This window comes from Leeia speluncae (assembly GCF_020564625.1).
Classification (GTDB): domain Bacteria; phylum Pseudomonadota; class Gammaproteobacteria; order Burkholderiales; family Leeiaceae; genus Leeia; species Leeia speluncae.
On record NZ_JAJBZT010000007.1, the window covers coordinates 93,562 to 115,023 of the forward strand.

Annotated in this window: 21 protein-coding genes; 15 read left to right on the forward strand and 6 right to left on the reverse strand. The window is 44.1% G+C overall.

All coding sequences use genetic code 11. The annotated features are described in order from the left end of the window. Positions 1 to 5: 5 nt before the first annotated feature. From LIN78_RS13160 to LIN78_RS13175, 4 genes are read left to right on the forward strand one after another with little or no spacing between them, the layout of a single operon-like run. Positions 6 to 209 (forward strand): DUF1289 domain-containing protein, encoded by a 204-nt coding sequence (locus tag LIN78_RS13160; RefSeq protein ID WP_227181301.1) that lies wholly within the window; start codon positions 6 to 8, stop codon positions 207 to 209. After that, a complete protein-coding gene (locus LIN78_RS13165; protein ID WP_227181302.1) occupies positions 206 to 1,180 on the forward strand; it encodes a tRNA dihydrouridine synthase in 975 nt (324 codons plus the stop codon). Before LIN78_RS13160 ends, LIN78_RS13165 begins: the two co-directional genes overlap by 4 nt. Next, positions 1,177 to 1,509 (forward strand): YkgJ family cysteine cluster protein, encoded by a 333-nt coding sequence (locus tag LIN78_RS13170; RefSeq protein ID WP_227181303.1) that lies wholly within the window; start codon positions 1,177 to 1,179, stop codon positions 1,507 to 1,509. The genes LIN78_RS13165 and LIN78_RS13170 overlap by 4 nt, the downstream gene beginning before the upstream one ends. A 37-nt stretch (positions 1,510 to 1,546) precedes the next feature. Further along, on the forward strand, positions 1,547 to 2,734 hold the full coding sequence (locus LIN78_RS13175) for a trans-sulfuration enzyme family protein (RefSeq protein ID WP_227181304.1): 1,188 nt from the start codon (positions 1,547 to 1,549) through the stop codon (positions 2,732 to 2,734). An 85-nt stretch (positions 2,735 to 2,819) separates the two neighbouring features. Here LIN78_RS13175 and LIN78_RS13180 read toward each other — a convergent pair whose 3' ends face one another. Then, entirely contained in the window at positions 2,820 to 3,272 is a 453-nt protein-coding gene (locus LIN78_RS13180) for a copper chaperone PCu(A)C (RefSeq protein ID WP_227181305.1), read from the reverse strand. Positions 3,273 to 3,504: 232 nt separating this feature from the next. Here LIN78_RS13180 and LIN78_RS13185 point away from each other — a divergent pair, with 232 nt between their 5' ends. After that, a complete protein-coding gene (locus LIN78_RS13185; RefSeq protein ID WP_227181306.1) occupies positions 3,505 to 4,299 on the forward strand; it encodes an HAD family hydrolase in 795 nt (264 codons plus the stop codon). 40 nt (positions 4,300 to 4,339) lie between these two features. On the opposite strand, the gene trmB is transcribed toward LIN78_RS13185, so the two are convergent. Next, positions 4,340 to 5,053, reverse strand: coding sequence for a tRNA (guanosine(46)-N7)-methyltransferase TrmB (trmB, locus tag LIN78_RS13190; RefSeq protein WP_227181307.1), 714 nt, complete (start codon positions 5,051 to 5,053; stop codon positions 4,340 to 4,342). A gap of 240 nt (positions 5,054 to 5,293) precedes the next feature. On the opposite strand from trmB, the gene torT reads away from it, so the two are divergent. From torT to LIN78_RS13220, 6 genes are all read left to right on the forward strand, one after another. Continuing rightward, entirely contained in the window at positions 5,294 to 6,277 is a 984-nt protein-coding gene (gene torT / locus LIN78_RS13195) for a TMAO reductase system periplasmic protein TorT (RefSeq protein WP_227181308.1), read from the forward strand. Between the two features lie 3 nt (positions 6,278 to 6,280). Next, entirely contained in the window at positions 6,281 to 6,907 is a 627-nt protein-coding gene (locus tag LIN78_RS13200; protein WP_227181309.1) for a DUF2238 domain-containing protein, read from the forward strand. Between the two features lie 148 nt (positions 6,908 to 7,055). Further along, on the forward strand, positions 7,056 to 8,714 hold the full coding sequence (gene pgi, locus LIN78_RS13205; RefSeq protein WP_227181310.1) for a glucose-6-phosphate isomerase: 1,659 nt from the start codon (positions 7,056 to 7,058) through the stop codon (positions 8,712 to 8,714). A 5-nt stretch (positions 8,715 to 8,719) separates the two neighbouring features. Further along, positions 8,720 to 9,226, forward strand: a complete 507-nt coding sequence (locus LIN78_RS13210; RefSeq protein ID WP_227181311.1) for a CinA family protein — start codon at positions 8,720 to 8,722, stop codon at positions 9,224 to 9,226. Between the two features lie 139 nt (positions 9,227 to 9,365). Next, positions 9,366 to 11,279: an ATP-binding cassette domain-containing protein gene (locus LIN78_RS13215; protein ID WP_227181312.1), complete on the forward strand. Its 1,914-nt coding sequence runs from the start codon at positions 9,366 to 9,368 to the stop codon at positions 11,277 to 11,279. A 280-nt stretch (positions 11,280 to 11,559) separates the two neighbouring features. Further along, on the forward strand, positions 11,560 to 11,895 hold the full coding sequence (locus LIN78_RS13220) for a hypothetical protein (RefSeq protein ID WP_227181313.1): 336 nt from the start codon (positions 11,560 to 11,562) through the stop codon (positions 11,893 to 11,895). Here the strand turns inward: LIN78_RS13220 and LIN78_RS13225 are convergent. The 3 genes from LIN78_RS13225 to LIN78_RS13235 form a co-directional block, all read right to left on the reverse strand. Further along, positions 11,892 to 12,806 carry a TraB/GumN family protein gene (locus LIN78_RS13225; protein ID WP_227181314.1) on the reverse strand — a complete coding sequence of 305 codons (915 nt, stop codon included), beginning with the start codon at positions 12,804 to 12,806 and terminating at the stop codon, positions 11,892 to 11,894. The genes LIN78_RS13220 and LIN78_RS13225 overlap by 4 nt on opposite strands. Positions 12,807 to 12,811: 5 nt before the next feature. Continuing rightward, positions 12,812 to 13,618: a 4-hydroxy-tetrahydrodipicolinate reductase gene (gene dapB / locus LIN78_RS13230; RefSeq protein WP_227181315.1), complete on the reverse strand. Its 807-nt coding sequence runs from the start codon at positions 13,616 to 13,618 to the stop codon at positions 12,812 to 12,814. A gap of 82 nt (positions 13,619 to 13,700) precedes the next feature. Further along, on the reverse strand, positions 13,701 to 14,189 hold the full coding sequence (locus LIN78_RS13235) for an outer membrane protein assembly factor BamE (protein WP_227181316.1): 489 nt from the start codon (positions 14,187 to 14,189) through the stop codon (positions 13,701 to 13,703). A gap of 160 nt (positions 14,190 to 14,349) precedes the next feature. Here LIN78_RS13235 and fur point away from each other — a divergent pair, with 160 nt between their 5' ends. The 4 genes from fur to mltF all read left to right on the forward strand — a co-directional run bounded on the left by fur (position 14,350) and on the right by mltF (position 17,901). Then, positions 14,350 to 14,778, forward strand: coding sequence for a ferric iron uptake transcriptional regulator (fur, locus tag LIN78_RS13240; RefSeq protein ID WP_227181317.1), 429 nt, complete (start codon positions 14,350 to 14,352; stop codon positions 14,776 to 14,778). Positions 14,779 to 14,814: 36 nt separating this feature from the next. Then, positions 14,815 to 15,567, forward strand: a complete 753-nt coding sequence (gene aat / locus LIN78_RS13245; RefSeq protein WP_227181318.1) for a leucyl/phenylalanyl-tRNA--protein transferase — start codon at positions 14,815 to 14,817, stop codon at positions 15,565 to 15,567. A 44-nt stretch (positions 15,568 to 15,611) separates the two neighbouring features. Then, the gene (locus tag LIN78_RS13250) at positions 15,612 to 16,364 is read left to right on the forward strand and encodes an arginyltransferase (protein WP_227181319.1); all 753 of its coding nucleotides are present in this window, start codon (positions 15,612 to 15,614) and stop codon (positions 16,362 to 16,364) included. Positions 16,365 to 16,458: 94 nt separating this feature from the next. Beyond that, positions 16,459 to 17,901 (forward strand): membrane-bound lytic murein transglycosylase MltF, encoded by a 1,443-nt coding sequence (gene mltF / locus LIN78_RS13255; protein WP_227181320.1) that lies wholly within the window; start codon positions 16,459 to 16,461, stop codon positions 17,899 to 17,901. Positions 17,902 to 17,948: 47 nt separating this feature from the next. Here the strand turns inward: mltF and dnaE are convergent, their stop codons facing one another. Then, entirely contained in the window at positions 17,949 to 21,413 is a 3,465-nt protein-coding gene (gene dnaE, locus LIN78_RS13260) for a DNA polymerase III subunit alpha (protein ID WP_227181321.1), read from the reverse strand. Positions 21,414 to 21,462 lie beyond the last annotated feature (49 nt).

A 21,462-nucleotide genomic window follows, 5' to 3' on the forward strand; every position in this document is an offset into this window, starting at 1 on the left:
GTTGAATGAGTGATCGTCCAGATTCACCCTGTGTTGCTTTGTGCTCTACGGCACTTGGTGATGAAGTTTGCCAAGGATGCGGCCGAACGTTTGTCGAGGTTGCTAATTGGGTGTTAATGACAGACGATGAAAAAGAACTAGTGTGGCAGCGCTTAACGTTAGCGTGGCAATCAATTGGTCAAACACCGCCATGGGTATCGGATAAATGAAGATTGTTTTTGCCCCAATGGAAGGGGTGGCCGATGCATTGATGCGTGAGGTGGTTACGCAATTATCTCCAGTGGATTGGTGTGTAACCGAATTTATCCGTGTTACGGGTACTTTACTTCCTGCAAGGCAGTTTTATCGCGTGATGCCAGAATTAAAAAATGCTGGCAAAACGCAGGCGGGTGTACCTGTAAAAGCGCAACTATTAGGTAGTGATGCTATTTGTATGGCAGATAATGCGGCGAGAGTCGCAGAACTGGGTTCTTTTGCGGTAGATCTTAATTTTGGATGCCCCGCAAAATTAGTGAATAAACACGGTGGCGGAGCCATCTTATTAGATCATCCGGAAGTGCTGTATTCCATTGTGTCAGAGGTAAGGCGCGCAGTACCTAGTCATATTCCCGTCACCGCTAAAATGCGCTTGGGAGTGAAAGATACCTCATTAACACTAGACTGTGCCAAAGCATTGGAAAGCGCAGGCGCGGCGGAATTAGTGGTGCATGCTAGAACTAAGGTGGATGGATATCGCCCACCAGCGCATTGGGAATGGATTGGACGAATTGCAGATCATGTTTCGATCCCAGTGATCGCGAATGGCGAAGTGTGGACCGTCGAAGATTATCTAAAGTGCAAATCTGTTTCGGGTATCGATGACATTATGATTGGACGAGGCCTGCTTTCAAGACCCGACCTGGCAAAACAAATACGCTATCACCTAAATGGGCAATCAGTAGAAGAAGCTTGGTTGGCATGGGAAAGCCTTTGGCCTATCTTTCAGACATATTTTGAGCTAATTTGTGGAAAAGTAGAGCCCAAATTCGCCGGTGGTCGGTTTAAACAATGGCTTGGCTACCTTCGAAAAGGATATTCACAGGCCGAGAGTTTTTTTATGTTGGTTCGCCCGATGAGCCATCCAACAGAAATTCGAGCTTTTCTAGCATCACTTAATCAACCAATGGAGCAAGTATCATGAGTAATGAGTGTATGAGTTGTGGTGCTTGCTGCGCGGCATTTAAAGTCACCTTTCACCGCTCGGAAAGAGACGATGAGCCTTGGGGTAAAGTGCCATATGGTTTGGCGGATGATGAAACCGATTCTTTATGCCGCATGAGGGGGACGGATTATGCCCGCCCAAGATGCGTCGCACTGATTGGCAAAGTAGGGGAGTCTGTTCGATGCGGTATTTACGAAGAGCGCCCCTCTCCGTGTAGAGAGTTTGCGCCGATGTCTGCTGTTGGGGTCTTTATTCCTGCCTGTAATCGGGCCCGTAGCACACATGGATTACCTCCTCTACCATTATAAAACGCCAATCCAGCCTATCTAAACAGAGTAAATGATAATGCGTGAACCAAATAACCCGCTTCACCTAGATACCTTGTTGCTACATGGGGATGTAGGGGATGATGTGTCGATTGTGCCGCCTATTTATTATTCGGCAACGTTTCGTGCGGAGGATGCATCTGCCTTTGCCGAAATGGCAAATACCCCCCGTCACAGCCGCTATTACACCCGCTATGGTAACCCTGTTCATGACCGTGTCGCTGCGATACTGGCGCAATTAGAAGGAACTGATACCGCATTGCTAACGGGGGCCGGAATGGGCGCAATCAGCACGGCGGTGTTAGCGCTTGTCTCCGCAGGGGATCATGTCGTGGCGCAAACGCGGCATTACATGAGTACAACGAAGCTTTTCGATGAAGTACTGCCTAGATTTGGCGTGACCGTTACCTTGGTTGAACAAACAAATGTTGAAGCTATTGCCGCAGCGATTCAAGACAACACTCGCTTGATTATGCTGGAAACACCGGCAAACCCAACGCTTCAACTAACTGATTTATCTGCTATTGCCGATATTGCGAAACAAAATGGGATATTGACCATTGCGGATAACACCTTGGCCAGCCCTGTAAACCAGCAACCGCATCATCTCGGTATTGATATTGTGGTTCATAGTGCCACCAAGTATCTAGGTGGCCATCACGATATTACAGCGGGTGTTATTTGCTGCAACCATGAGTTGGGCGAAAAAATTTGGTCGATGCATACGACTTTAGGTTCTGTGTTATCTCCCATGGATGCTTGGCTGCTACTACGTGGGTTACGTACACTAAGCGTAAGGGTAGAGCGGATTAATCAAAATGCATTGGCACTGGCCAATTGGCTAGCTGTCCATCCATTGATTGAGTCCGTCTACTACCCAGGGTTAACGTCTCATCCACAACATGAACTAGCAAAACGACAAATGTCTGGTTTTGGTGCTGTTATTGCATTTGCGGTAAAAGGGGGTTATCAGGAAACTAGTCAGTTTGTTTCTAACGTAAAACTAGCTACCCATGCTGTGAGCTTGGGGGGCGTGGATTCTTTACTGGTTCATACCGCCGCGATGTGGTCTGGCACAATGAATGAAGAGCAAATGAAGGCGGCTAATATTCCGCCTAATTTTGTACGGATGTCTGTTGGCTTGGAGCATATTCAAGATCTTCAAGCAGATTTGGATAGGGCATTACGGTTAAGCCAACCTCAATAAACGGTAAGCTCAAGTAGTAAAGAAAAAGGCGATTTCAATTTGAAAATCGCCTTTCTTACCGCTTCATTTTTGTACTGTATGCAGCTTAGTGCATGCTATCTGCTGCTTCTACATACACTTCTACTTTTACATCACCCGCTTCTTTAAAGTGAAGCGTTACAGGGAATTTATCCCCTTTTTTCATCTGCTTCTTCACGCCAAACATCATCACATGGTAACTTTGTGGTTTAAAGTCTACTGTTGCTTTCGGTAAGATGCTTACCTCTCCAACTGGGCGCATTTTCATCACGCCACCTTCATTTAGGTGGGTATGTAGTTCCATTTTTTCTGCAACTTCGGGGTTACTTACGGATTGTAAACTGTCTGATTTGCTGCCTGAATTCTCTATTTTGAAATAGACCGCTCCCATATTCATTCCCGCCATGGTTTCTCTAGACCAAGGGTGATGAATCACTAATTCACCCGCTTTAAATTCATGTGCAAAGGTTGTTGTAGATGCTAAGAGTGCTGCTGCGATACATAGTTTTCTGAAAAACATGGGTTGTGCCTATTTCTTATTTGTGTGTATGAGTCAATGCACGAAGCTTACTTGATTTTGCTGACGTTGAGGTGTGACATATTGACGCAAAATGTTAGCCGTTCTGGCTGAAAAGCATGAAGGTTGAGATAAGTTTGGTCGATTGACCAATCCAAATGTAGTCTGAATCTAGTCCATCAATGCGAGAGGGTTCAGTTACAATTCTATTTTCGAACCTGCTAAAGCAAATGTTATGTATCCACTTATTGCCTCTGATTTAGATGGCACGCTACTAGATGAAAATCATCGTATTAATGATTTTACAGCGGACGTACTTAACCAATATTTAGCCTTAAAAACCGAGTTAGTATTAGCTACAGGCCGTCATCATCTCGATGTAAGAGGGATAACCGGTAAGCTAAACAAACAACCTTGGTTAATTACCTCTAATGGCGCTACATTGCACAGCCCAAGTGGTGAACTAATGTTCAAAGCAACGGTTGAAAAATGGATTGTAGAAACCCTGATCAAAGAATTTCACGCGAATGACGCGGTTTGGTTAAATATCTACCATGAAGATGCTTGGCTAATTAACAAAGAAGCAAAAGGTCTGGAGGAATACCACGCAGAGTCTGGCTTCTTTTATGAAATTCAGGATTTAAGCAAACACACAGGCGATGATGTACTGAAAGTGTTGCTAGTGGGGGATCATGAGGGATTAAAAGAAATAGAACCTTACCTGCGCTCTAATTTCTCTGATCATGCCCACATTACTTTTTCAGCAGATACATGCCTAGAAGTCATGCCCAAATCGACAAGCAAGGGCTCGACACTAAAGCATTTGTTAGCGCACCTAAACATCCACGCGAGTGATTGTATTGCATTTGGTGATCATCTAAATGATATAGAAATGCTACAAACCGTGGGAACCGCTTGTGTAATGAAAAATGCGACTAAAGGGCTAGTGGATGCTGTGCCCACCGCTAAACGCATTGGTTTTCATTATGAGTCAGCCGTGGCTAATCGCTTATTAGATGCTTTGAAATAAAAAAGAGGGCCAGAAGGCCCTCTTTGATGAAATGGTTGGATTACTTCTTCGTAAACAACAAATCCCAAACGCCGTGACCAAGCCGGATACCTCTTTGCTCGAACTTGGTTAGTGGGCGCCACTCCGGTCTTGGTGCATAGCCATCAGCAGTATTTTGCAGTTGTTGTTCTGCAGATAACACTTCTAGCATTTGAATGGCGTAGTCTTCCCAATCTGTCGCGCAATGCAGATAACCACCTGGTTTTATATATTTCACCAGATTAGCGATAAATGGAGATTGGATTAGTCTACGTTTGTTGTGGCGCTTTTTGTGCCATGGATCAGGGAAGTAGATATGTACACCTGCTAGGCTCCCTTCTGGGATCATATCTCTTAATACTTCGACAGCATCATGCTGAATGATGCGAATATTATTTAGCGATTTTTCTTCAATAAGCTTTAATAAATTACCTACGCCTGGCGGGTGAATTTCAAGCGCAAGGTAATCTGTTTCTGGCGCTGCTGCAGCGATTTCTGCTGTCGCTCCGCCCATGCCAAATCCAATTTCCAGTACACATGGTGCTTGCCGACCAAATGCAGCGTCTAACACAAGTTGCTTTTGTTCGTATGCGATGCCGTATGTTGGCCAGAGGTTATTCAGTGCACGTTGCTGACCTTCGGTCACTCGTCCTGCTCTACGGACAAAACTTTTAATGTGCCCATGCTCATTTTTAGTTTCTTCTGGCTGGGTTTCGATTGGATCATTTGAAGACATGTTCATAACACTTGAAAAAAATATTTCGCTATTGTACCGCATACTGATCAAGCATTTACAGAATGTAAGCAGGTCAAAAACTTGTTATCAATTGAATATAGGCTACACTTTAAAAAATGAACCATTAGTCAATCTAATGTGCATATCTGTATTAAATGGGCGTAGGTTGTATAAAAGATAAAAATGATTAAATCATATTTAAAGTTTTCAGCATGGTTGTTATGTTTTGGATTCTTCTGTATGAGTCCAAGCCATGCTGCAAATTGGTATCCGGTAAAAGTCTTAAAAGATGGCTTGGCAGAGTCCTACACGCCGATTACCAAAGTAAAAAAGCATTGGCGGGTCTGTGTATTGCTTCCCCATGGAAAAGATAAATATTGGTGGGGGGTAACGCAGGGTATTGATCAAGATGCAAAACGGTTGAATGTCAACGTTGCCATATTAGAAGCGGGTGGATATGACAAGTTAGATAATCAGCGTAAACAGTGGTTGCAGTGTGATCAGCAAAATGCAGATGCCTTTGTGATTGCCTCTATTTCACAGCAAGCCTTTGCTAGTGAAATTCAAAAAGCAGTAAAAGAGGGAAAGCCTGTTATTGATTTAGTGAATGGGATTAACTCGACGGATGTGACATCTCGTTCTGAACTCAGCTTTGCGGATATGGCTTCTGCTGCGGGTAGGTATATTCTTAGCGATGCAAAAGGCAAGCCAATCAAGATTGCTTGGTTTCCTGGCCCCAAAGATGCGGGCTGGGTAAAAGATGCTGAAAATGGCATTAATACATTATTTGCAAATGCAAACGTGACGGTGATTCATGGTGGTTATGGGCCAACAGATAGATCATCGCAAGCGGGATTGATTCGCCGCTATTTTTCTAGTCATCTTCCTCCTGATTTTATTTTAGGTAATGCAGTGGCTATTGATGCTGCAGCTAGTTTTATGCGGTTATCTCAAGGGCGGAGTAAGCTGGTTTCTATTTATGCGACGAGTGATATTGTGAATTTGATTCGCTCGGGTGACGTAATGGCTGCACCATCGGATTCTCCTGTGATTCAAGGTCGTATTGCACTTGATTTAGCAGTGAGAGCATTGGAAGGTGAGGTTGTGCCTAAACAAGTTAGCCCAGAAATTATCATGCTAGATCATTTCAATATCAAAAAATTAGATCTATCTAGTCTGTTGCCTATTGATGGCCAACGTATGATTTTAAGAGCGTTTAAGTAACCGATGACGCTTAAATCTCCATTAAATCCTAACCAATCCCTGATTATTCTCTCAATAGGATGGAGCCTAGGTTTAATCCTTAGCTATATGATTGCAGTCGATAAGTTAACTTGGATATTAGAAGTGTTTCCTTGTTTACTAGCACTACCCATTCTCTGGTTCTATCAGCACAAAATCCGTTTTACTAGTTTTCTATATGGTGTGATTCTTTTGCACGGTTGGATTTTGATGATGGGCGGTGCGTATACCTATGCCAAAGTCCCACTTGGCTTTGAGATTCAATCTTGGTTTAGTCTTTCTAGAAACCCATACGACAAAATTGGTCACTTTTATCAAGGTTTTGGGCCTGCATTGATCTGTAGAGAAGTGTTTATCTGCCAATCTATTGTTACAGGTAGAAAAATGGCGAATTTTCTTTGCATATCGGTTGTGATGCTCATTAGTTCATCTTATGAACTGATTGAATGGGTTGCTGCTCTCATATTAAACCAAGGGGCCGATCAATTTTTAGGCACGCAAGGTGACCCTTGGGATACTCAATCCGATATGGCTTTCGCCTTATTTGGCGGGTTGGTCGCTTTATTCTTATTTAGCCGATTACAAGATAAAGCATTATTGAAACGTGCCTAAAACTACATAAAAACTACATTTTGTAATTTTTTAAGCGTTGCAAGTCTATTTTTATTGTGATTTAAAGTTAAAAACTACATTTTCACTACATTGCTTTGTCATTTCCAGCTATTATTTTGTCTGTATCGCTATCTTATAAGCCCTATACATGCAACCAACTATTTTTCATTCCTCTGCTTGGCAAGCGCTAGAAAAACACCAACGCAGTACCGCACAATGGCAAATGCGCGATCTATTTTCTACCGACCCAGAGCGTTTTAATCGTTTTTCGATAGAAGCGGCTTGCATCTTGTTGGATTTTTCTAAAAATCGTATTAACCGTGAAACAATTGCTTTGCTTAGCGACTTGGCATTGGCTGCTGGCTTGCCATTAGAAATGGAAAAAATGCGGCAAGGTGTGCCGATTAATGTGAGTGAAAACCGTGCTGTATTGCATGTGGCGCTAAGAGAGCAGGGCGATTACCCCTACCAAGTCAACGGTGAACCAATCCTTCCCGGTATTCGAAAAGTACTGCGCCAAATGCGCCGATTCGTTGATCATGTATTAACAGGAGCTTGGACTGGCTTTACCGATAAAAAAATTACCGATGTCGTAAATATTGGTATTGGTGGATCTGATCTTGGTCCTCGTATGGCGGTTGAGGCGTTGCAACCCTATGCGAATACTGGTGTGAAATGTCATTTTCTTTCAAATATCGATCCTGAACATATTCATCAAGTCCTTGCCGGACTAAACCCGGAAACGACTTTATTTATTGTGGTTTCAAAATCTTTTTCCACGCTAGAAACGCAGTTAAATGCGGTGGCGGCAAGGAAGTGGTTAGTCGATGCCCTTGGTGATGAAAGTGCGGTGGCAAAACATTTTGTAGGTGTAACGACAAATAAGGCCGCAGCGACTGCATTTGGTATCCAAGTCGATAATTTATTTGAAATGTGGGATTGGGTTGGCGGACGGTATTCTGTCTGGTCTGCGGTGGGGTTGATTCTGGCATTTGCGATTGGAATGGATGAGTTCGAAGCATTTTTAGCTGGCGGCGCTTCGATGGACCAGCATTTTTTCTCTGCGCCAATTGATCAAAACATGCCAATTATTATGGCGTTAATTGGTATTTGGTATAACACCTTTTATAAGGCTCATACTCACGCTGTGATGCCTTACGTGCAAGGTTTGCAGCGCTTGCCTGCACACTTGCAACAACTAGACATGGAATCAAACGGAAAACGGGCAGGTAAGCAGGGCGAACCCATCTTATTTGATACTGGTCCTGTGATTTGGGGAGATGTTGGTGTCAATGTGCAGCACGCCTTTTTCCAATTATTGCATCAAGGAACTCGATTAGTACCTTGCGATTTTATTGCGACAGTTAACCCTCATTTTGAGGTGAATGCTCATCAAGCGAACTTATTAGCCAACTGCCTTGCGCAAAGTGAAGCATTAATGAAAGGGAAAACCACGTCAGAAGCCCAGCGTGAAATGTTAAAGGCGGGATTATCTGAACAGCAAATTGAGGCGTTACTGCCGCACAAGGTTTTCCCTGGTAACCAACCATCTAATACGCTTTTATTAAGAAAGTTAGACCCGAAAACGCTTGGTGCATTATTGGCGCTTTATGAACACAAAGTCTTTGTTCAAGGTGTGATTTGGGGAATTAACTCTTTTGATCAATGGGGGGTAGAATACGGTAAGCAATTGGCATTAGATATCTTGCCATTGCTCTCTTCTGAAAAAGAAAAGACAAATGCACATGACCCCTCTACAATGGGATTAATTCAGTATTTCCATCAGCATCGACACTCTATGGAGTAATACGCATGCATACCGACCCACATCCAGATTCCTCTCTATACCAACTTGCGTATTCAGTTGGTGATGCACTCAAGGCCAGAAATTGGTTTTGTTCAACAGCGGAATCTTGTACGGGTGGCGGGATTGCTAGTGCATTAACGGCGATCCCGGGCAGTTCAGAATGGTTTTTTGGTGGGTGGGTTTGCTACAGCAATATGGCTAAAGAGCATCAGTTAGGTGTACAGCCGCAAACACTACTTAACTTTGGTGCCGTTAGCGAGGAAACCGTCAAAGAAATGGCAGAAGGGGCTAGGCACGCTAGCCATGCAGATATTGCCGTAGCCGTCAGTGGCATTGCCGGTCCTAGTGGTGGTTCTGCAGAAAAACCAGTTGGATTGGTTTGTATTGCATGGGCAACCGCTACGCATACCGAAACCGCAAAATTTATCTTTGATGGCGGGCGAAGCGATGTGCGATACCAAACCATTATCACGACATTAAATGGTATTTTGAAGTTGTGTTGCGTCTCTTAGACGGTATCCTACCTGCGCAATTTTCACGCAAGTTTAATTCGTCGGAGATTTGAGTTTCCCTACCTGTTCTAAGAAGGGTAAAATCCCTTCTTTTCTATCTCCCCTTACTAACATTAAGGGTGTCTAGGTTAATTGATTCATGATTGTCATCAAGCAACTCGTTTTACAGCGCGGGCAAAAAGTACTTCTCAACCAAGCAAATGCCACTATTTTCCCCGGCCAAAAAGTCGGTTTGATTGGTCGAAATGGGATGGGAAAATCTAGCCTATTTAGTATGTTCTTAGGCGAATTTCCTCCTGATCAGGGTGATTTAAGTATCCCCGCTAATTGGGTAGTTGCCCATGTTGCTCAGGAAACGCCTGCGCTAGAAACATCTGCATTAGATTACACACTAGATGGTGATCGTGAATTACGCGAAGTAGAAGCCAAACTGGCAAAAGCAGAGGCGGATCATGACGGTACCGAAATTGCGCACTGTCATGATCATTTACACGCAATTAATGGTTATTCTGCCCGCGCAAGAGCCGGGGAGTTGTTGTCAGGCTTAGGTTTTAAGCATGAGCAATTGAATAATCCGGTGAAGAGCTTTTCTGGTGGTTGGCGTATGCGCTTAAACTTAGCGCAAGCATTGATGTGCCGTTCAGATTTTCTATTACTAGATGAACCGACCAACCACTTAGATTTAGATACCGTCATTTGGTTAGAAAACTGGTTGACCCGCTATCAGGGTACGCTTGTTTTAATCTCACACGATCGGGATTTTCTCGATAATACCGTGACAGGCATCTTACATTTAGAAAATCAGCTATTAACGCTTTATACCGGTAACTATGCTGATTTTGAGCGTCAAAGGGCAGAAAAGCTCTCTCAACAGCAGCAATTATTTGATAAGCAGCAAAGAGAAGCGGCTCATCTACAGTCATTTATTGATCGTTTCCGGGCTAAAGCAACTAAGGCTCGTCAGGCACAAAGCCGAATTAAAGCCTTAGAAAAAATGGAGCGCGTGGCGGCCGTTCGTGTCGAATCTCCATTTACTTTTTCATTTAGAGAGCCAGAAAGTTTACCGCACCAATTGCTTTCACTAGATCATGTAGACGGCGGGTACGCTGATAAAGTGATTTTAAAAGGGGTGAATCGCGCGATTGTTTCTGATATGCGCATTGGTTTGATTGGGGTAAACGGTGCGGGTAAATCGACACTGGTGAAAATGCTTGCTGGTGAGTTATCTCCACTGAGTGGGGAGCGAAAAGAAGGTAAAGGGCTAAAAATTGGATACTTTGCCCAACAGCAACTAGAGCAACTAGATCCTAAAGCATCTGCCTTGTTACACCTTCAGCGTTTAGACCCACAAGCGCGTGAACAAGAGCTAAGAGACTTCTTAGGTGGCTTCTTATTTGCTGGCGATATGGCGACATCGCCTATCGAGCCTTTCTCGGGCGGTGAAAAGACACGTCTAGCGTTGGCTATCTTAATCTGGCAAAAGCCAAACCTCTTATTGCTAGATGAACCGACCAACCACTTGGATTTATCTATGCGTGACGCGCTAACATTTGCGCTGCAAGATTACCAAGGCGCATTGATTGTGGTTTCGCATGACCGACATTTATTGAGTACAACCACTGATCAATTCTGGTTGGTGGCAAACGGTAAAGTGGAGACTTACGAAGGCGACTTGGAGGATTACCGTGATTTTATTAAGGCCAATCAGGTTGTATCGAATGTAGATAAAACCGAGGCAGCGGTTGACTCAAGTTCGTCTGTTGATCGTAAAGCACAAAAACGTGAAGAGGCCGAAGCGCGCCAGCGTACTGCTCAGGCAAGAAAACCAATTGAACAAAAGTTAAAAAAACTGGAGCCTCAATTAGGGAAATTGCAATCTAAACTAGCTGAGTTACAAGCTTGGTTGGGCGATGAGTCTGCTTATGCACCTGAAAATAAGCAACAGTTGCAAGACACTTTAAAAGAAGAGTCCGCATTAAAACTGGAAGTAGAGCAGGTGGAAGAAGAGTGGCTAACCCTGCAAATGGAGTTAGAGGAAATTTCGCAGAGCTAGTTGACCATATAATCAAAAGTGATTAGTATAGAAACTGATCTGAGCGCCGATTTGCAACTGCTTGCGGGCGCCTAATAAATACAGCTAAAGTGTGACGAAACCCGCCTGCTTTAGTTAGCTAGCGGGTTTTTGTTTTTTCAGCCTCAGATTCAAACGTATTGCGCCGATTTATACAGCTAATTGCAGGCGCAGAGCAATTTATGTGCTCTAAATTTTGCTAAATGCTGGCCGGTGATGCCTCTTAACCTGCCTAGCATGATAAGAGGCCGGAGTCTTCACCATGCAGTTAACTCATCCAAACCAATCAAACGCATCAAACCAATCTGGTAAAGGTTTGTATGGCTGTATTAAACCAGTTCGCCGTCCAGTAAGTATCTTGTTGGTTGGTCATTCACAAACCGATTTAGTCCAAGAAGCTACTAAATTAGGCTGGTTGAAACAACCAACCTCTCTGCAAATTCGTTTCGCAACCATCGACAATATTGATAAGTTGGCAGGCTCATTGTTTGATCGTGTTCTATGGAATATAGACCTATCTAGTACGAAGTCTTTAGATGATCAGTACCAGCTAATTACAAAATTAGGTAAAGAGGGCGTCTTAAGAAAGCCTAGTTAATCCGTTTGTTGTATGACGGTATAACCAGCTTTTTTTAGCTGCGCGATGATACTATCGTCACCAGCATAATGCATGGCCCCTACCGCAACAAAGATAGTCTGATTGCCTTTCAAAAAGCCAATCACTTTCTTTGTAATAGCGGGGTTTCGTTCACGCAGGAGTTTTTGCTCAAAATCTTGCATGGTTTTGTCTGTCATTCCCTGTTTGTAGGCTAGTTTTTCGAGACGAATGGCATCTGGATTCCCCTCTTTCCAGGCCTTAATGATGGTAGTTAATTCGTCTTTACTCTGATTCTGAATGTCAGGGTTTACCAGCGCCATCAACCATGTCGACATGGTTTCATCACTTAATGATGAAAGTTGCTTAAACTGAAAAGCCATGGATTCTAGCGAGATGATTTTTTTCTGACTTCGCACGGCTTGATTTAATAAATGTAGGTCTACCCCATAGGCTTCTTCATAGCCCATCTTATGAATTTGAATCATCGAAAGGGTGGAGGCGAGCATCCAAGGGCGCATTCTTTGAATGCGATCAGGCTGAATTTGGTATTGTTTAGGTAATGCTTCCGCCAGCATTTTCCAGTTCTGAGTACCAAGGTGTTTCTCTAGGCTATCACCGCTCGGGAGAATAGATTTTTTCAAAATCTCTTCAGGAGACATGTCTGGTTGTAAAATATTTACTTCTACGGCTAATGCATCACTTTGATTAAATGCATTCATCACCGTTTGCGGTAAAGGATAGAAGTCTTTTTTACCTACATGCACCGAGCCAAATAGCCAAACCGTTGCTTTAGGACCTTTTACTTGCCATAGGTATAAAGGCTTGGCAAACGCCGCATTTGCAATAAAAAAAACCATCCCGAGTAGGATGGTTTTTGTCAGGTCTAACTTTAAATGCTTGAATAAGCGCATGGGAATTATTTTTCCATACCTAGTACATCGTGCATATCAAATAAGCCTGTTTTGTTATTGCCTAAAAAGTGTGACGCACGCAATGCGCCTTGGGCAAAGGTCGCACGGCTACTTGCTTTATGGCTAATTTCAATACGTTCGCCAATACCAGCAAACACAACCGTGTGGTCTCCCACGACATCGCCGCCACGCATGGTTGCAAAGCCAATCGTTTTAGGATCGCGTTCACCAGTGACACCTTCACGGCCGTAAACTGCATCGGTTTTTAAATCGCGGCCTAGTGTATCGGCAATCACTTCGCCTAGGCGGAGTGCTGTGCCACTAGGTGCATCTACTTTATAGCGATGGTGCATTTCTACGATTTCAATATCGTAGCCTTCATCTAGTGCTTTGGCTGCTTGTTGAAGCAATTTTAATAGCACGTTAACACCCACACTCATATTCGGTGCCATCATGATTGCGGTTTCTTTTGACGCAGCTTCAATCTCTGCTTTTTGCTCATCAGAAAAACCGGTAGTACCGATGACCAATTTGACGCCTAGTTTGCGGCAAATAGCTAGATGCGCCAACGTTGCTTCTGGGCGTGTGAAGTCGATTAATACATCGGAATTTGCTAATGCAGATTCGATGTCATCGGTAATTTTAATGCCGTTTGGCGCGCCGATCATCATGCCAGCATCTTGGCCAATAAAGTCGTTACCTGCACGGTCTAATGCGGCTGAAAGGACTGCATTCTCATCATTGTGCACGGCTAATAATAATTCACGGCCCATGCGGCCACTGGCTCCTGCCACTGCAATTCTTAATGTCATTTTTTAAATCCGAGTCATACAACTGATTGGTAATTCACACCAACCTGTTTAAATAAGCAAAAACGGGTAAAGCGTCTTTTTATTAACTAGCAGAAGCTGGTTTTTCAACCAAAGCAGCTGTTGACGCAGGCATTTCTGGTGCGGATGCCGGTTTTTCTGCTACACCTGAAGCCGTTGCTTCTTTTAATACAGGACGAACAGCTGGCATCACATCGCCAGAGAATTTGCTTAGCGCATCGTTTTCAAACCAAACAGTAAACTGTTTTTGTTCGACGAGCTGATCATCTTTATATAAGCGATAGACGTAATCCCAGCGGTTTGCATGGAATGCGTCTTGTAATAGGGGAGTGCCTAGCAAAAACTTGACTTGAGCCTTGGTCATGCCTGGTTTTAACTTGTCTACACTATCTTGTGTAACGTAATTCCCTTGGATGATATCCATTTTATATGGGGTAATTGCGTTTGCTACGGTAGTAGCGGTTCCACAACCGCTTAAACCCAAAGCAATCAAAGAGGAAGATACAAGTACGAGTGCGGTACCGGTCATGCGCCCAAACAATGGTGTTGACATGTTTTTCCTTGTGACATTTTAGTTTTGGTCTGCGCCATTAGGCAGACAGGTCTATCAATTGACCAATATCAATCATATTAGCTGGTCATTATACTTTGCAGGTAGGCAAAGTCATCAAAAGACATTATGATAACCTAACCTGATCTGTTTGAGTGTTTGCATGAATAAAGCGAGTGAATTAAAAGGGGCTGGTTTAAAAGCAACCGGTCCACGTATGCGTATCCTTGAGTTGTTTGAAGCAAGTGAAACGCGCCATATGTCTGCTGAAGACGTTTATCGCCAACTAATTAGTGAAGGTGATGATGTTGGATTAGCGACGGTTTACCGCGTATTAACGCAGTTTGAACAGGCGGGTATTCTAGAACGTCATTACTTTGAAGGCGGTAAAGCAGTCTTCGAACTAAGACCAGAAGGCCATCATGACCACCTTGTCTGTGTAGACTGTGGCATGGTTGAAGAATTCTTTGATTCTGAGATTGAACGTCGCCAAGATAAAATTGCGAAAGAACGCAATTTTACGATTCATTCCCATTCTTTATATTTGTATGGGTTATGTAAAACTTGTGCTGAAAAGCCACGTCGTCGCTAAATATCCCTAGATAAACAAGCATTTAGCAATGAATGCTTGTTTATTGTCTATATGATCCCTTGGTTAGATCGTTCCCTTCGTTTTCCCGATCCATCTACTGCGCTAACTGAACCAAATGGTTTACTTGCTGCAGGAGGTGATTTAAGTGCTCGTCGATTATTGGCGGCTTATCATCATGGGATTTTTCCTTGGTATAACCCAGGTGAACCTATCTTATGGTGGAGCCCAGATCCACGGATGATTATTTATCCGGATCAAATTCGGGTACACCGGTCCCTATCAAAGGTATTACGTAACAAACCCTTCCAATTAAAGTGTAACCAGGCATTTGATCAAGTGATGGACGCTTGTGCTGCGCCACGTGGTGGACAAGCGGGTACTTGGATTGTGGATGATATTAAGCAAGCCTACCACCGCTTGTTTGTAACTGGGCATGCGCATTCGATTGAATGTTGGCTGGATAATCGCTTGGTAGGTGGTTTGTATGGCGTGGCCATTGGCAAAATGTTCTTCGGTGAATCGATGTTTAGCAAGGTTCCAGATGCCTCTAAAATAGCCTTAACCGGCTTATGCCGTATTCTAGATTTTCATCAGTTCGATATGATAGATTGCCAAATGTATACTGACCATTTGGCGTTTATGGGTGGGGAAACCATGCGGCGTGGTGAATTTCTGCTACGCTTAGATAAAGCGGTTAAAAAGCCTGCGATAGTAGACCTGTGGGGTGGGTTTGCTAGTGAGTCGGGTATTAGTACCTCTATCTTAAGTGATAAGTTGATCGCAATTTAATGTTGTTATATTGCTAGTCGGAACATTCACTGAGGGCGAAAATCATGAGTGGACAAGAATCAGGACGCCAACAGTTCGTACAATTTTATAGTACGTCTTCCTACCAATGTAGTTATCTAGACAATCAACGTGCTAGGTCGCAAGTGGCGATTACGAATGAAGCCGTTGATAGAGAAACCTACAGTCAATTAATTCGTCACGGCTTTCGCCGCAGCGGTATGTTTGTATACCGCCCACACTGTGACTTGTGCCGTGCGTGCGTGCCTGTGCGCTTAGTTGCCAATGGATTTAGTCCAAATCGAACGCAACGAAAAATTTGGAACCGCCAATCTGATATGCAGGTGAATATTATTCGGCCTGTTGAAAAAGCAGAGCATTATCATCTTTATCAGCGCTACCAAAAAAGTAGGCATGCGGGTGGTGGCATGGATGAAGATGGCTATGACCAATACCGAAGTTTTCTGCTCAAAAGTCCTGTTGATACATGGTTGGTTGAATTTCGCAAAAATGGCGTATTAAAAATCGTCAGCGTAATTGATATGTTAGATGATGGTTTGTCTGCGGTTTACACCTTTTTTGAACCAGATGAACCAGAAGCTAGCTATGGTGTTTATACCATTATGTGGCAAGTGCAGTATTTACAACAAATTGGCAAACCATACGTCTATTTAGGGTATTGGATTGAGAATTGTCGCAAAATGAATTACAAATCTGCCTATCAGCCACTAGAAAAATTGCAAGATGGCGTGTGGCACGCTTGGCCGAAAGCAGAAGGTACGGCGCCTCAACCAGAGTGAGAAGGGGTCTAGATGATTCAACTTTGTTTACTTGTCAATGTAAGAGGTTTCTTTGCATAGGCGGTATACACATTCGCGACGAAAGTGGCGTTATGTGTTGAGCTTATTTGGCATGATGGCCATGTTAAGTGGCTGCCAAAAGGCAGAAGAGGAAGCCTCTCATTCCCAATACACTGAAGATGCTAAACATCTTGTCGTTATTACTCGAAACGATAGCTCTACCTACTTCATTGATGAAAATGGAGCACCTGGTGGGTTTGAATTTGAACTGGTCACAAAGTATGCAAAGTCGATTGGCAAAACGGTTAAATGGAAGCTAGTTAACCAAGTGTCTGAAGTGGTGCCATTGTTAAAAGCTGGCAAGGCAGACATGGCTGCACTTGGGATTTCTAACCGATTTGCGACCAATGCCAATATCCCGCTTGGTCCTATCTATAAAAGGGTGACACCTGTGGTGGTGTATCACCGTTCTAATTTAAAACCAATTAAGAAAATTAAAGACTTAGTTGGGCATGATGTCAAAATTGAATATGGCAGTGGTGCGGCGAGTGATCTGGAAGCGCTGTCTAAAAATATCCCTAACCTTAAGTGGACGTTGAGTGATCAGGACTCCCCGGAAGAGTTAATTGAAGCGGTGGCTAATCAAGCGCTAGATGTAACGATTGCCAATGAAGTGTTGGCCAAGCACATGAAGCGTTTCTACCCGGATTTGGAAATTGGCCCTTCATTAGGGGCAAATGAGCCGGTTACTTGGCTATTTGCAGAGCATAGAGAGGTTCTGGTTCAGTCTGCCAATTCTTTCATTGTCGGTGCGCAAAAAGATGGTAGCGTCAAACGGTTGATGGATAGATATTACGGTCATTTAGACCGTTTGCAACCAGCCGATGTGACTAAGTTTCTGCAGCAACGCGTAGAAGTACTCCCTAAATTACGCCCATTCTTTCATGAAGCGCAAAAGCTAACCGGCATTGATTGGCGATTGCTAGCCGCTGTGGGGTATCAAGAGTCTCACTGGAACCCATTAGCAGTGTCTCCTGCTGGCGTGCGTGGATTAATGATGCTGACCGAGCAAACTGCCGCGATAATGGGGGTGAAAAACCGCACAGATGCTAGGCAAAATATTTTAGGTGGGGCGAAATATATTCGTCGGCTCGTGGAGTCATTGCCGTTACAGATTGTTGAGCCAGACCGGAATTGGATTGCGCTTGCGGCCTACAATACTGGCTTAGGGCATTTAGAAGATGCAAGGGTTTTGGCAGATAGACAAAAGATGAATCCAGATGCTTGGATTGATTTAAAAGGCACGCTTGTTCAACTTAGAAACCCAAAATGGTTTACCAAAGTAAAACATGGTTATGCAAGAGGTGGGGAGACAGTTATTTTTGTAGAAAATATCCGTACGTACTACGATATTTTGTCTAAATTTGAACAACCTTTAGTAGAGGTTTTTCCACCAAAAATGGGAATAGAGTTACCTGCTAGCCAAGGTGGTCACAAGTCAACGATTACCCCAAATAGACTGACCGCACCGACATAAAAAAGCGAGCAACCAAAGTTGCTCGCTTTTTTATGGATCAATACCACTTAGAAACAGATTTTGGGCACCTGATTAAACTGCTTTTTAATCTGCACCAGCAAACTATCATCTAAACGGATTCGCCATTGGCGGGAAAGCTCAATATTTGCTGTTGCTTTCTCGTTTTTCACACCCAAGCGAACAATCATCCCATTTTCGTCTTTAAACGGTGCTAACAGGTCTAAAAACTGTTGAGGCGGTAGATTGTTTGGGTAGTCCATCTCCAGCGCTTGGGCAAATCGGGTACGGGCTTCGTTAAAGGTCATTACATTATCTGCAATGATGCGCACGCCACCACTAAAGTCATCATTGCTGACTTTGCCTTCAATCACTAACAGGCTATCAACGGTGAGTTTAGATTGGAATTGCTCTAATGTTTCTGCGTAGAAGGTGACATCTTGCGTAGCTGATGCATCATCAATCGTTACAAACGCCATTTTTCCGCGATTACCCACTTTAGTACGCACGGCGACGACGATGCCCGCCAACCGTTGTGGCGCTTTATCTGGGTTGAGGCTAGAGAGTCTAGTGCGAATAAATGGGGTTACTTCTTTACGATAAGCATTAAATGGGTGTCCTGATAGGTAGAAACCAATGGCTAGTTTTTCTTCTTGCAGGCGAACCTTTTCATCCCAAGCTTCTACGTCGTCCATTGTTACTTGGTGTTCTGGCGTATCGTCGAACATATCAAACAAGCTAACTTGCGCAGCATTTGCCGCTGCAACTTCAGCGTGTTCCATCGCCTTACTCACGTTAGCGAGTAATTTAGCGCGGTTTAATTCGATTTTATCGAAGGCGCCAGCACGGATGAGCGCTTCAATTGTTCTACGGTTGACGACGCGTTTATCGGTACGATCGCAGAAATCAAACAGGTCTTTAAATGGCCCATTTTTTTCACGTTCAGCCGCGATGTGCTCAACCGCCTGTTCACCCGTACCTTTAATCGCACCAAGCGCATAGCGAATCCGTTTGGTATCAACTGGTACAAAGCGGTAGAAACTTTCGTTTACGTCTGGTGGTAAAAACTCTAATTTATTATCAATAGAGTCTTCAAAGAACACGCGTAACTGATCGGTATTATCCAATTCCGATGACAACGTTGCGGCCATAAAGGCAGCAGGGTGGTGCGCTTTTAACCATGCGGTGTGGTAAGACACCACGGCGTAGGCAGCGGTGTGCGACTTGTTAAAGCCGTACTCCGCAAACTTGGTCATCAAGTCAAATAGCTGTTCCGCAAGGGCAGGGTTGTAGCCTTTCTCTTTGGCACCTTCTGCGATGATGGTCCGGTGTTTGGCCATCTCTTCGGGTTTCTTTTTACCCATCGCACGGCGAAGCATATCTGCGCCACCAAGGGTATAACCCCCGATGATCTGGGAAATCTGCATCACCTGTTCTTGATACACGATCACACCATAGGTTGGTGATAGGCAATCTTTTAAGTCTGGGTGGAAATAATCAATTTCCTGCTTTCCGGCTTTACGTAAGATAAAGTCGTCCACCATCCCTGAACCCAGTGGGCCCGGACGATAAAGCGCCAATACCGCAATAATATCTTCAAAACGGTCGGGCTTTAACTTGGTGAGTAGTTTTTTCATCCCATCCGATTCCAGCTGGAAGATAGCGGTCGTATTCGCTTCTTGCAGCACCTTATAGGCGGCAGGATCGGTAAAAGGAAGTTCTTCTAAACGAAGATCAAAGCTAGGATCTAACTTTTTAACGTACTTCAGCGCGAGGTCGATAATGGTTAAGTTTCGTAGGCCTAAGAAGTCAAACTTCACTAGACCAATTTGCTCAACGTCATCTTTATCAAACTGACTCACCACGCTCTCTGAGCCTGGCTGCGCATACATTGGGCAGAAATCGGTAATCTTGCCTGGTGCAATCAATACACCACCGGCGTGCATACCAATGTTTCTGGTCATGCCTTCTAGGCGTGTGGCCAGATCCCATAACTCTTTAAGTTCTTCTTCGTTTTCAAGACGATCACGAAGAATGGGTTCCATCTCTACAGCGTCAGATAGACTGTATTGCTTACCCGGTGCGGCAGGAATTAGCTTAGAGATACCATCACAGAAGTTGTAAGGTAAGTCGAGTACACGACCCACGTCACGTACTACGGCTTTGGCCGCCATCGTACCGAAGGTGGCAATCTGAGACACCGCATCGACACCGTATTTGTGGCGAACGTATTCAATCACACGCCAACGGTTGTCCTGACAGAAGTCAATATCAAAGTCGGGCATGGATACCCGCTCTGGGTTTAGGAAACGCTCAAAAAGCAGGGCATAGGCGGTTGGGTCTAGATCGGTAATCCCCAAGCTATACGCAACTAATGAACCCGCGCCCGAACCCCGACCTGGACCAACTGGGCAACCATTGTTTTTTGCCCAGTTAATAAAGTCCGCAACGATCAGGAAGTAACCCGGGAAGCCCATTTGTAAAATGGTATCTGTTTCAAACTTTAGGCGATCAAGATAACGTGGACGTTCTTCATCACGCTTGGCTTCGTCAGGGTAAAGTTCGATTAAACGTTTTTCTAGGCCTTCTTTCGCGCTATACACTAGAAAATCATCTAGTGTCATGCCATCTGGCGTTGGAAAGAGTGGTAGATAATTTTTACCCAACGTAACGGTTAGGTTACATAGCTTGGCAATTTGTAGTGTGTTGGCTAAAGCCTCAGGATAATCGGCGAATAGATCGCACATTTGATCTTGAGTTTTGAAGTATTGTTGCGGAGTAAAATGTTTTGGTCGACGTTTGTCTGAAAGTGTAAAGCCTTCTGAAATACAAACGCGAGCTTCATGTGCTTTGAAGTCATCTTCCGTCATGAATTGCACAGGGTGAGTTGCCACCAGCGGCAAGCCAAGTTCAACCGCTAGCTGAGCCATTGGTGCGACAAGTCCATCTACCGCTGAGTCGCCTGTACGTTGAATTTCCAAGAAGAAATTATTCGGAAAGCACTGTTCCCAGTGTTTTGCCGCTGCGACAGCTGCAGCATGATTGCCGTTGGCTAAATTGATGCCTACTTCGCCCCAATTGGTGGCAGATAAGGCCAGCAAACCACTATTATCTCCGCCGTGTTCGGTGCTTTCTGCGCCTGCTTGGTGTATTAGCCATTCTGGCATTACTTCACCACGGCCGCGGTACTGATTTTTACGAAACGCCATAGTGAGTAAATCACAAAGGCGACCGTAACCTTGGCGGTTTTTTACTAGAATTAATAGACGATGCGGTTTGTCTCTATCTGCATGATTACTCACCCAGATATCACAGCCGATAATGGCTTTTAAGCCTTTTCCTCTAGCTGCTTTGTAAAATTTGACCATGCCAAATACGTTGGCCAAGTCGGTCAACGCCATTGCAGGCATTTGGTCTTTGAGTGCGGCTTTGACTGCATCATCCACTCGGACAATGCCATCAACCACAGAATATTCGGAATGTAAGCGTAAGTGTACGAAGCGAGGTGTATTCATCTCGCTATTTTACCGTATTCACCGTGTTGGCTGAAAAAAAATGGCGGTG

What these genes read in the sequence shown, in the direction of transcription:
- LIN78_RS13235 (WP_227181316.1), bottom strand. Translation starts at nt 14,189, where the DNA reads ATGTCAACACCATTGTTTGGGCGCATGACCGGTACCGCACTCGTACTT.
- LIN78_RS13225 (WP_227181314.1), bottom strand. Translation starts at nt 12,806, where the DNA reads ATGCGCTTATTCAAGCATTTAAAGTTAGACCTGACAAAAACCATCCTA.
- LIN78_RS13215 (WP_227181312.1), top strand. Translation starts at nt 9,366, where the DNA reads ATGATTGTCATCAAGCAACTCGTTTTACAGCGCGGGCAAAAAGTACTT.
- LIN78_RS13165 (WP_227181302.1), top strand. Translation starts at nt 206, where the DNA reads ATGAAGATTGTTTTTGCCCCAATGGAAGGGGTGGCCGATGCATTGATG.
- LIN78_RS13170 (WP_227181303.1), top strand. Translation starts at nt 1,177, where the DNA reads ATGAGTAATGAGTGTATGAGTTGTGGTGCTTGCTGCGCGGCATTTAAA.
- LIN78_RS13180 (WP_227181305.1), bottom strand. Translation starts at nt 3,272, where the DNA reads ATGTTTTTCAGAAAACTATGTATCGCAGCAGCACTCTTAGCATCTACA.
- LIN78_RS13210 (WP_227181311.1), top strand. Translation starts at nt 8,720, where the DNA reads ATGCATACCGACCCACATCCAGATTCCTCTCTATACCAACTTGCGTAT.
- trmB (WP_227181307.1), bottom strand. Translation starts at nt 5,053, where the DNA reads ATGTCTTCAAATGATCCAATCGAAACCCAGCCAGAAGAAACTAAAAAT.
- fur (WP_227181317.1), top strand. Translation starts at nt 14,350, where the DNA reads ATGAATAAAGCGAGTGAATTAAAAGGGGCTGGTTTAAAAGCAACCGGT.
- torT (WP_227181308.1), top strand. Translation starts at nt 5,294, where the DNA reads ATGAGTCCAAGCCATGCTGCAAATTGGTATCCGGTAAAAGTCTTAAAA.
- LIN78_RS13250 (WP_227181319.1), top strand. Translation starts at nt 15,612, where the DNA reads ATGAGTGGACAAGAATCAGGACGCCAACAGTTCGTACAATTTTATAGT.
- LIN78_RS13220 (WP_227181313.1), top strand. Translation starts at nt 11,560, where the DNA reads ATGCAGTTAACTCATCCAAACCAATCAAACGCATCAAACCAATCTGGT.
- LIN78_RS13200 (WP_227181309.1), top strand. Translation starts at nt 6,281, where the DNA reads ATGACGCTTAAATCTCCATTAAATCCTAACCAATCCCTGATTATTCTC.
- dapB (WP_227181315.1), bottom strand. Translation starts at nt 13,618, where the DNA reads ATGACATTAAGAATTGCAGTGGCAGGAGCCAGTGGCCGCATGGGCCGT.
- LIN78_RS13160 (WP_227181301.1), top strand. Translation starts at nt 6, where the DNA reads ATGAGTGATCGTCCAGATTCACCCTGTGTTGCTTTGTGCTCTACGGCA.
- dnaE (WP_227181321.1), bottom strand. Translation starts at nt 21,413, where the DNA reads ATGAATACACCTCGCTTCGTACACTTACGCTTACATTCCGAATATTCT.
- LIN78_RS13185 (WP_227181306.1), top strand. Translation starts at nt 3,505, where the DNA reads ATGTATCCACTTATTGCCTCTGATTTAGATGGCACGCTACTAGATGAA.
- pgi (WP_227181310.1), top strand. Translation starts at nt 7,056, where the DNA reads ATGCAACCAACTATTTTTCATTCCTCTGCTTGGCAAGCGCTAGAAAAA.
- LIN78_RS13175 (WP_227181304.1), top strand. Translation starts at nt 1,547, where the DNA reads ATGCGTGAACCAAATAACCCGCTTCACCTAGATACCTTGTTGCTACAT.